This window comes from Rhizobium sp. BK661, assembly GCF_024808825.1.
Classification (GTDB): domain Bacteria; phylum Pseudomonadota; class Alphaproteobacteria; order Rhizobiales; family Rhizobiaceae; genus Rhizobium.
On the sequence record NZ_JANTYT010000048.1, the window covers coordinates 1 to 6,865 of the forward strand.

Annotated in this window: 6 protein-coding genes and 2 pseudogenes; 5 read left to right on the forward strand and 3 right to left on the reverse strand. The window is 57.7% G+C overall.

Annotation, left to right across the window (positions count from 1 at the left end; all coding sequences use genetic code 11):
* Nucleotides 1-326 precede the first annotated feature (326 nt).
* Both FHX16_RS31225 and FHX16_RS31230 read left to right on the forward strand, forming a co-directional pair.
* Nucleotides 327-581: a type II toxin-antitoxin system ParD family antitoxin gene (locus FHX16_RS31225; protein WP_028828054.1), complete on the forward strand. Its 255-nt coding sequence runs from the start codon at nt 327-329 to the stop codon at nt 579-581.
* A complete protein-coding gene (locus tag FHX16_RS31230) occupies nt 581-874 on the forward strand; it encodes a type II toxin-antitoxin system RelE/ParE family toxin (protein ID WP_183757785.1) in 294 nt (97 codons plus the stop codon). Before FHX16_RS31225 ends, FHX16_RS31230 begins: the two co-directional genes overlap by 1 nt.
* A 174-nt stretch (nt 875-1,048) precedes the next feature.
* On the opposite strand, the gene FHX16_RS31235 is transcribed toward FHX16_RS31230, so the two are convergent.
* The 3 genes and pseudogenes from FHX16_RS31235 to FHX16_RS31245 all read right to left on the reverse strand — a co-directional run.
* Nucleotides 1,049-2,257, reverse strand: coding sequence for a GGDEF domain-containing protein (locus FHX16_RS31235; RefSeq protein ID WP_246720190.1), 1,209 nt, complete (start codon nt 2,255-2,257; stop codon nt 1,049-1,051).
* A 244-nt stretch (nt 2,258-2,501) separates the two neighbouring features.
* Nucleotides 2,502-2,762: a hypothetical protein gene (locus FHX16_RS31240; protein WP_259132214.1), complete on the reverse strand. Its 261-nt coding sequence runs from the start codon at nt 2,760-2,762 to the stop codon at nt 2,502-2,504.
* A 344-nt stretch (nt 2,763-3,106) separates the two neighbouring features.
* A pseudogene (locus FHX16_RS31245) lies at nt 3,107-3,265 on the reverse strand (glycosyltransferase family 4 protein); the annotation flags it as partial.
* 72 nt (nt 3,266-3,337) lie between these two features.
* On the opposite strand from FHX16_RS31245, the pseudogene FHX16_RS31250 reads away from it, so the two are divergent.
* From FHX16_RS31250 to mprF, 3 genes and pseudogenes are all read left to right on the forward strand, one after another.
* Nucleotides 3,338-3,460 (forward strand): annotated as a pseudogene (locus FHX16_RS31250) (aspartate-semialdehyde dehydrogenase); the annotation flags it as partial.
* A gap of 92 nt (nt 3,461-3,552) precedes the next feature.
* Nucleotides 3,553-3,843 (forward strand): hypothetical protein, encoded by a 291-nt coding sequence (locus FHX16_RS31255; protein ID WP_183757793.1) that lies wholly within the window; start codon nt 3,553-3,555, stop codon nt 3,841-3,843.
* A gap of 76 nt (nt 3,844-3,919) precedes the next feature.
* Nucleotides 3,920-6,523 carry a bifunctional lysylphosphatidylglycerol flippase/synthetase MprF gene (gene mprF / locus FHX16_RS31260; RefSeq protein WP_183757795.1) on the forward strand — a complete coding sequence of 868 codons (2,604 nt, stop codon included), beginning with the start codon at nt 3,920-3,922 and terminating at the stop codon, nt 6,521-6,523.
* Nucleotides 6,524-6,865: the final 342 nt, after the last annotated feature.

A 6,865-nucleotide genomic window follows, 5' to 3' on the forward strand; every position in this document is an offset into this window, starting at 1 on the left:
TCCGCACCGCAACCCGCCGCTACCGCCCCAAATACAGCAACCCAAAACCGCCGGAGCGAACTTAAAACTGGATAAAACTTGGGGGCAAGGTCACTGGCGCACCAGGGACTCCTCGCTGAGGTGAAATGTGTTGCCGTAAAGCGATGATGGAACCCATGTGTCGCGAACGAACCTTTCCACGCTGAGCATAAAAGATACAGCAGCTTAGTGTATCGGAGGCGGTGGACTTTGGTTCGATTCCCTTCAAGAGCAGTAACTTGCGACCTCATCTTGGATTTGACAAACTTTGCCATCAGCACGTATCCTCAAGCATAAAGGAGACTCGAATGGCGACGATGAATGTATCCCTGCCAGATCCCATGAAAGACTGGGTGGAAGCACAGGCTAAGACAGGTCGATACTCGAATGCGAGCGATTATGTCAGGGACCTGATCCGCAGAGACCAAGCCCGTACGGATAAGATTGCCGAGATGCAGCGCTTTGTCGACGACGGGATTAGAAGCGGAGTTGGGAGCCGTTCAAGGGACGAGTTGTTTGCTGCAGCCACCGCTCGAGCCGAGATCAGCCGCGGAAGCGCTTGATGCCATTCAGCCTTTCGATCCAAGCGGAAGAGGATATTGTTTCCATAGCGGAAGAAGGCATCCGGATCTTCGGAGCACCAGTTGCCAGACGATATCACGATGAGCTTTTTGCCTTGCTCGAACTCATCGCCACCAACCCAAGAATGGCGCGCGAACGCTGTGAGATTTCTCCCCCTGTAAGGATCCATCCGTTCAAGGCGCACCTTGTGGTGTATCGCATCATCGAAGACGGGAGCATATTCGTGATCCGTATCCGCCATGGCCATGAAGATTGGGCGGGAGACTCTTTCTAATCAATGCCTTCGCCGATTTAATGTGCTGGTCGCTAGTGCAATCCCATCACGGCGGTAGATCTGCATATTCACTGCACGGAAAGCAATGGACGGCGGCAACGCCATGAAATTAGAAACCAATCAAGAAGCTGAGAAGTTCGCTTGGGCAGGTCCCGACGGAGCTCCGCCAGATCCTCAACCGTAATCTTTGCATACAGCGACTTGGTTACGACCATTCGTTTTGGCATCATACAGAGATGCATCCGCCCTACGCTGAAGCTGGTCCGGCGATATGGCTTCCCTATCAACCGTCCCTGCCGCTACGCCAACGCTAATTGTGACGCAGGGGGCAACGCGTGACGAGGGGTTGGCGAGAGCTGCAGCCTCTACCCGGCTTCGGATCGTTTCTGCGACAGACCGTGCATCCTCTTCGCTTGAATTAGGAAGCAACACAAGAAATTCCTCTCCTCCAAACCGCGCGACCTGATCTTGCTCGCTTCTTAGACTGCTCTGGATGATGCCCGCCACTTTCACCAGGCAGCGGTCGCCTTCGGCATGGCCGAGAGTGTCGTTCAGCTTCTTGAACTCATCGATATCGCACATCAGCATCGCGATGCTCGATCTAGTCGCCTTTGCCTCCGTCCAGCACTTGCCAATGGTTTCCACCATCGAGCGCCGGTTTGCCACACCCGTAAGCGGATCCGTTCGCGCCAGCAATTCGAGGCGATTATTGGCATCAGTTAAATCAGCCAGCCGTCTGCGATCCCTTAGCTCGAGCAGGAAAGTCTTCTGGGCAAGGATGGTGGCCGTCCGGCGGGCCACCAAAGTCGCCGCCACGCCGCTTGCAAAAAATAGCGTTGCCGCCGCGGCGCTTCCCATGGCTATCTCGGGGTTTTGAAGCTGGTATATGCCAACGGCGTAAGTTGCGATTGTCGCCGACCAGCTAAGCGGTATCGGAAAGATGACGATCGCCGTGACTGCCACGAATAGCATGATGGTCAAGTGCCGCTCGTAAAACTGGCCCCCTGTGCTAACGCCGACCAAGGCAACCGACAGAAGGATGAAGAACATGCTCGTGAGAATCGTTGCGCCCTGAACCCAGTAGGCGCGTGTCATCGAGAAAACTGCCGCCGCAACGAGGGCGGCGGGCACGAGGATGGATGCTGGAAGGAGCATGGAACGTACCGCTTCGGCCGGAAGCAGGACGGCGTTGAGAGCCAGCGTCAATGCGTCAAGGACGATCACCCAGATCATCCAGGCGCGTATGATTTTTGAGGTCTGCGGCCACGAACGCTCGCGAAAGAGGCGGCGAAGGCTGGGGTGAAAACGAATGTCGCGCGTGCGCCCACTCAGCTGGCGCTCGACCTCCCGGTCAATCTCTGGGCTAAGACACTGGGCCGGCATGCGCGTGCGCACAGTCGACCTGCCGGCCAGTATCCTTCTAAGAACATTCATGGGGACGATCTAGAGAGTATGCGGGCGCGGGCAAGATAAGCCTCTATCCGACGGGCCTCCATTACCTAACGATGTAGAGCCGTGAGCATTCGAACATCTCGAAAGCTGTTCTGTTGTGAAACGAAGCTTTTACTGTACAGACGTCAGGTGTTCATTCTGCGGTTGAGCGCCCTTTAACGTGGGATGTGGATCCCTAGCAGTTGCGGCTTTCGAGACACGGAAAGCGGGTTGAGCAACGGTCGCCGTCGGATCCCACCATTCGCTCGCACCCCATGGCCAGCCGCCGGCGCAGCTTCAATAGATTGGCTCCCGCGCCGAATTGTGCCACCAGGACTTTTCGCTCGAAGCTTTCGCGACGATCGCAGACGCCGCACTCCAACAAGATGACGGCTTGGCGGACGTCTTTCAGCGTCGGGCCGTCACCACCCGCAAGATTCAGCTGTCGTCTAGCCATCATGTCTCCGGAGATCCGGCTTCATGCCGGCGCGGCGGCTGACTATCCGATCCGGAACTCATAAGCAAGTCACCGCGGCGACAAAGAGCGCAAGCTTCTTATCGATCTTGGATGATACTAACTCACGGCCAACCCGACCGCCTATGTCAAATGCAATTGCGGTAAGTCGCGATAGGCGTATGGTTCGCCGCGGGGCGAAGGCGGGCATTATTTTCTTCTTCGACGCTGACCCGCGTGGAGTGCGTCCTTACCGCACGAGCTGTCGTATACTTATTTGCGTTGTCGACTTCGACACACGCTGGGTACTGACAGATGCGACATAACCATGCCGGAGAACCTGGTTATAGCTTCGCCGCGGTGATCGAATCAACGCTGGCAAAAAGTGTGAGGTCGTGACGTTGGGCGACGAGTGCGTCGGTGAGATAGGAAACAATGCGCTCGGTTCCAGCCTAAAGCTTGGGCGGAACGCTTTTGGCGAGCGGTGCGATCTGCGCGATCTTCATCGGCAAAACCTCCTCGACTGAGCAAAGAGTCGACGGCGAAAATCATGTTCGAGTCCTTCGAGGGGACGCGGCCGGTTCGTGGACTTCCGGCGCGACAGCCTCGACGGGCCGCTGCACTCCGTCCGCCATACACACAAGGGTCTGATCGGACCGAACGAATGGCGACGTCTCGAGGGCGAGTTTAAGTTTCACTGAACTCTTGAATTCGATTTTTCGTCTTCCTAGCTCGTTCCCAACCCGAGGCGTTGAACTCGGTGTGTGCGCCGATTGTGTATGGAGTGACCTGTATGGAAGAGAATATCAGCATCATCAAGAGCGTTGAGATCGATGAGCGGGAAGAGATCATCGTGGACTTTGCTCGTTGGCTCGAGACTGCCTCAAAAGAGGCGTTGGTCCGCGGAGAAGGGAAGTTTGCAGTGATGTCCGCCAGCATGGCGGAAGCAATGCGGGTCAATGCCGACGAACTTGCTCGCGATGATCCTGAAAAGGCCGAACGTGTGCTGCAGCAGGCCAGCGCGATGATGGCGCAGTTCAAGGCCGCCTATCCCCATCGTGTCATCAATCGATCCATCCACTGATAGAGATAGCGGTGGCGGATCTATGAAAGGTCCGCTCATGCTGGCGCTGCCGTAGGCAACAATTCTTGCTGGTAACATGGCGAACCCGTACGATTTGGAAGAAATGCAAAGCGAAGATGCTGGTGGATACCGGGGCCTTCTCCGTCGTTATCGCACACAGCTCGTGGCAGCTGCGACGTTGACCCTGTTCTGCCTCGTCGGCTACGCAGTCATGCAGTTGACGGATGAGGTGCGCTACGACGACGTGGTGGCGGCACTGGCAGAGACGCGGCTGAGTTCGATCCTGCTCGCCTTGCTTTTCACGGCCCTGAGCTTTCTGGCACTCGTCTTCTACGATCTCAATGCCATCGACTATATCGGCCAGCGTCTGCCTTTCCCGCATGTCGCGCTGACGGCCTTCAGTGCCTATGCGGTCGGCAATACAGCCGGTTTCGGCGCGCTGTCAGGCGGTGCGATCCGTTACCGCGCCTATACACGTCTTGGGGTTTCGCCCGAGGATATCGGTCGCATCATTGCTTTCATCACACTTTCCTTCGGCCTCGGCCTGACGTCCGTGGCGGCAATCGCGCTCCTTGTCATCGCCAATGAGATCGCACCGCTGATCAATGTCAGCGGCCCGTGGCTTCGCCTGATCGCTGCGGTCATCCTGGCGATCCTCGGCTCTCTCATGGTGCTCGGCCGCGAAGGCCGGGTGATCGAAATCGGGTCGATTGCACTTCGGCTGCCGGATTCGCGCACATGGTCGCGCCAGTTCCTGGTCACTGCATTCGATATCGCAGCGTCTGCCTCGGTGCTCTATGTGCTCCTGCCGCAGACCGCGATCGGCTGGCCGGTGTTTCTGGCGGTCTACGCGATCGCCGTCGGGCTTGGTGTGCTGAGCCATGTGCCGGCGGGCCTCGGCGTTTTCGAGACCGTCATCATTGCCTCGCTCGGCAGTGCGGTGAATATCGATGCCGTTCTCGGCTCGCTCGTTCTTTACCGGCTGATCTATCACGTTCTGCCGCTGCTGATCGCCATCCTTGCGGTTTCGGTGACCGAGCTTCGCCGTTTCGTGGATCATCCGGCGGCCTCCAGCGTACGGCGCATTGGTGGTCGGTTGATGCCGCAGTTGCTGTCGGCGCTGGCGCTGCTTCTGGGCGTCATGCTGATCTTTTCGAGCGTGACGCCGACGCCCGATCAGAATCTCGAATTCCTCTCCAATTATTTGCCGTTGCCGATAGTAGAGGGCGCACACTTCTTCTCCAGCCTGTTTGGTCTTGCACTGGTTGTGGCCGCCCGTGGCCTGAGCCAGCGGCTCGACGGCGCTTGGTGGGTGGCCGTATTCTCGGCGGTTGCCGCTTTGACATTCTCGCTGCTGAAGGCGATCGCTCTCGTGGAGGCAGGCTTCCTGGCCTTTCTGGTCTTCGGCCTGTTCGTCAGCCGCCAGCTCTTTACCCGCCATGCGTCGCTTCTCAACCAGGCAATGACCGCTTCCTGGCTAATGGCGATTGCCGTCATCGTCGTCGGTTCCGTCGTTATCCTGCTCTTCGTCTATCGCGACGTGGAATACAGCAACGAACTCTGGTGGCAGTTCGAATTTGCCGCGGAAGCGCCGCGCGGTCTGCGTGCCGTGCTCGGCATTACAATCATTTCCTCGGTAATCGCTATCTTCAGCCTGTTGCGGCCGGTGACTTTCAGGCCGGAACCCGCAGATGAGGAAGCCGTGCGCCGCGCCGTGGAAATCGTCGACAAACAGGACAGTGCTGACGCCAATCTGGTGCGCATGGGCGACAAGTCCATCATGTTCTCGGAAAAGGGCGATGCCTTCATCATGTATGGACGGCAAGGCCGCTCGTGGATCGCGCTGTTCGATCCGATCGGCGATCATCGTGGCGTCCAGGAACTGGTCTGGCACTTCGTGGAAGCGGCGCGCGCTGCAGGCTGCCGTGCGGTCTTCTACCAGATTTCGCCAGCGCTGCTTTCGCACTGCGCCGATGCCGGCTTGCGCGCTTTTAAGCTCGGCGAATTGGCAATCGCCGATTTGCGCACCTTCGAGATGAAGGGCGGCAAATGGGCTAACTTGCGCCAGACCGCGAGCCGAGCCCAGCGTGACGGGTTGGGATTCACCGTCGTCGAACCCGCCAATGTCCCCGGAATCATCGACGAGCTCTCGGCCGTTTCCAATGCCTGGCTCGAGCATCACAATGCAAAGGAGAAGGGCTTCTCGCTCGGCGCGTTCAAGCCCGATTACCTCATTTCGCAGCCAGTCGGCGTGCTGAGGAAGGACGGCCGAATTGTTGCCTTTGCCAATATCCTTGTCACCGGAACCAAGTCCGAAGCCACGATCGACCTGATGCGCTTTTCGCCCGATGCGCCAAAAGGCGCGATGGACTTCCTCTTGGTGCAGATCATGGAACATCTGAGAGCGGAGGGCTACAGACACTTCAACCTCGGCATGGCACCGCTTTCGGGGATGTCGAAACGCGAAACGGCCCCTGTCTGGGACCGCATCGGCAGCACCGTCTTCGAACACGGCGAGCGCTTCTACAATTTCAAGGGGCTTCGCGCCTTCAAATCCAAGTTTCATCCGCACTGGCAACCGCGCTATCTTGCGGTCTCCGGAGGAGGCAATCCGATGATCGCATTGATGGATGCGACATTTCTGATCGGCGGCGGACTCAAGGGAGCCGTCAGGAAATGATCGAAGCCTGCGAAGTTCGCGGGGAGCAGCCGGCGACCGGCTCATCGCCCTGGAACTGCGAAGCCAGTCCATTATTGCCTGAGGCGACTGCGCACTTCAGGCACCACTATTAACTCTGACCTTGCGAGAAGAAACAGGCAATGGGAAAGGGACACATGAAGCTTCAGTTGGCCGCAGCAGTAGTCCTTACCGCATGAAGCGCAAGCCAATCATCCATCCTCAGAGTGATATTGACTTATAGGTAGTTTGGAGTGCCCCCCGTTTCGCCGGACAGGTCAGCTATTGAGATGAAGCTTTGATGAATTCCCTTGGGGAAGCCATCTTCAGCGCTGAATGTGGATG

Coding starts and splice junctions, on each gene's coding strand:
- FHX16_RS31225 (WP_028828054.1), top strand. CDS start 327: ATGGCGACGATGAATGTATCCCTGCCAGATCCCATGAAAGACTGGGTG.
- FHX16_RS31230 (WP_183757785.1), top strand. CDS start 581: ATGCCATTCAGCCTTTCGATCCAAGCGGAAGAGGATATTGTTTCCATA.
- FHX16_RS31235 (WP_246720190.1), bottom strand. CDS start 2,257: ATGCCGGCCCAGTGTCTTAGCCCAGAGATTGACCGGGAGGTCGAGCGC.
- FHX16_RS31240 (WP_259132214.1), bottom strand. CDS start 2,762: ATGGCTAGACGACAGCTGAATCTTGCGGGTGGTGACGGCCCGACGCTG.
- FHX16_RS31255 (WP_183757793.1), top strand. CDS start 3,553: ATGGAAGAGAATATCAGCATCATCAAGAGCGTTGAGATCGATGAGCGG.
- mprF (WP_183757795.1), top strand. CDS start 3,920: ATGGCGAACCCGTACGATTTGGAAGAAATGCAAAGCGAAGATGCTGGT.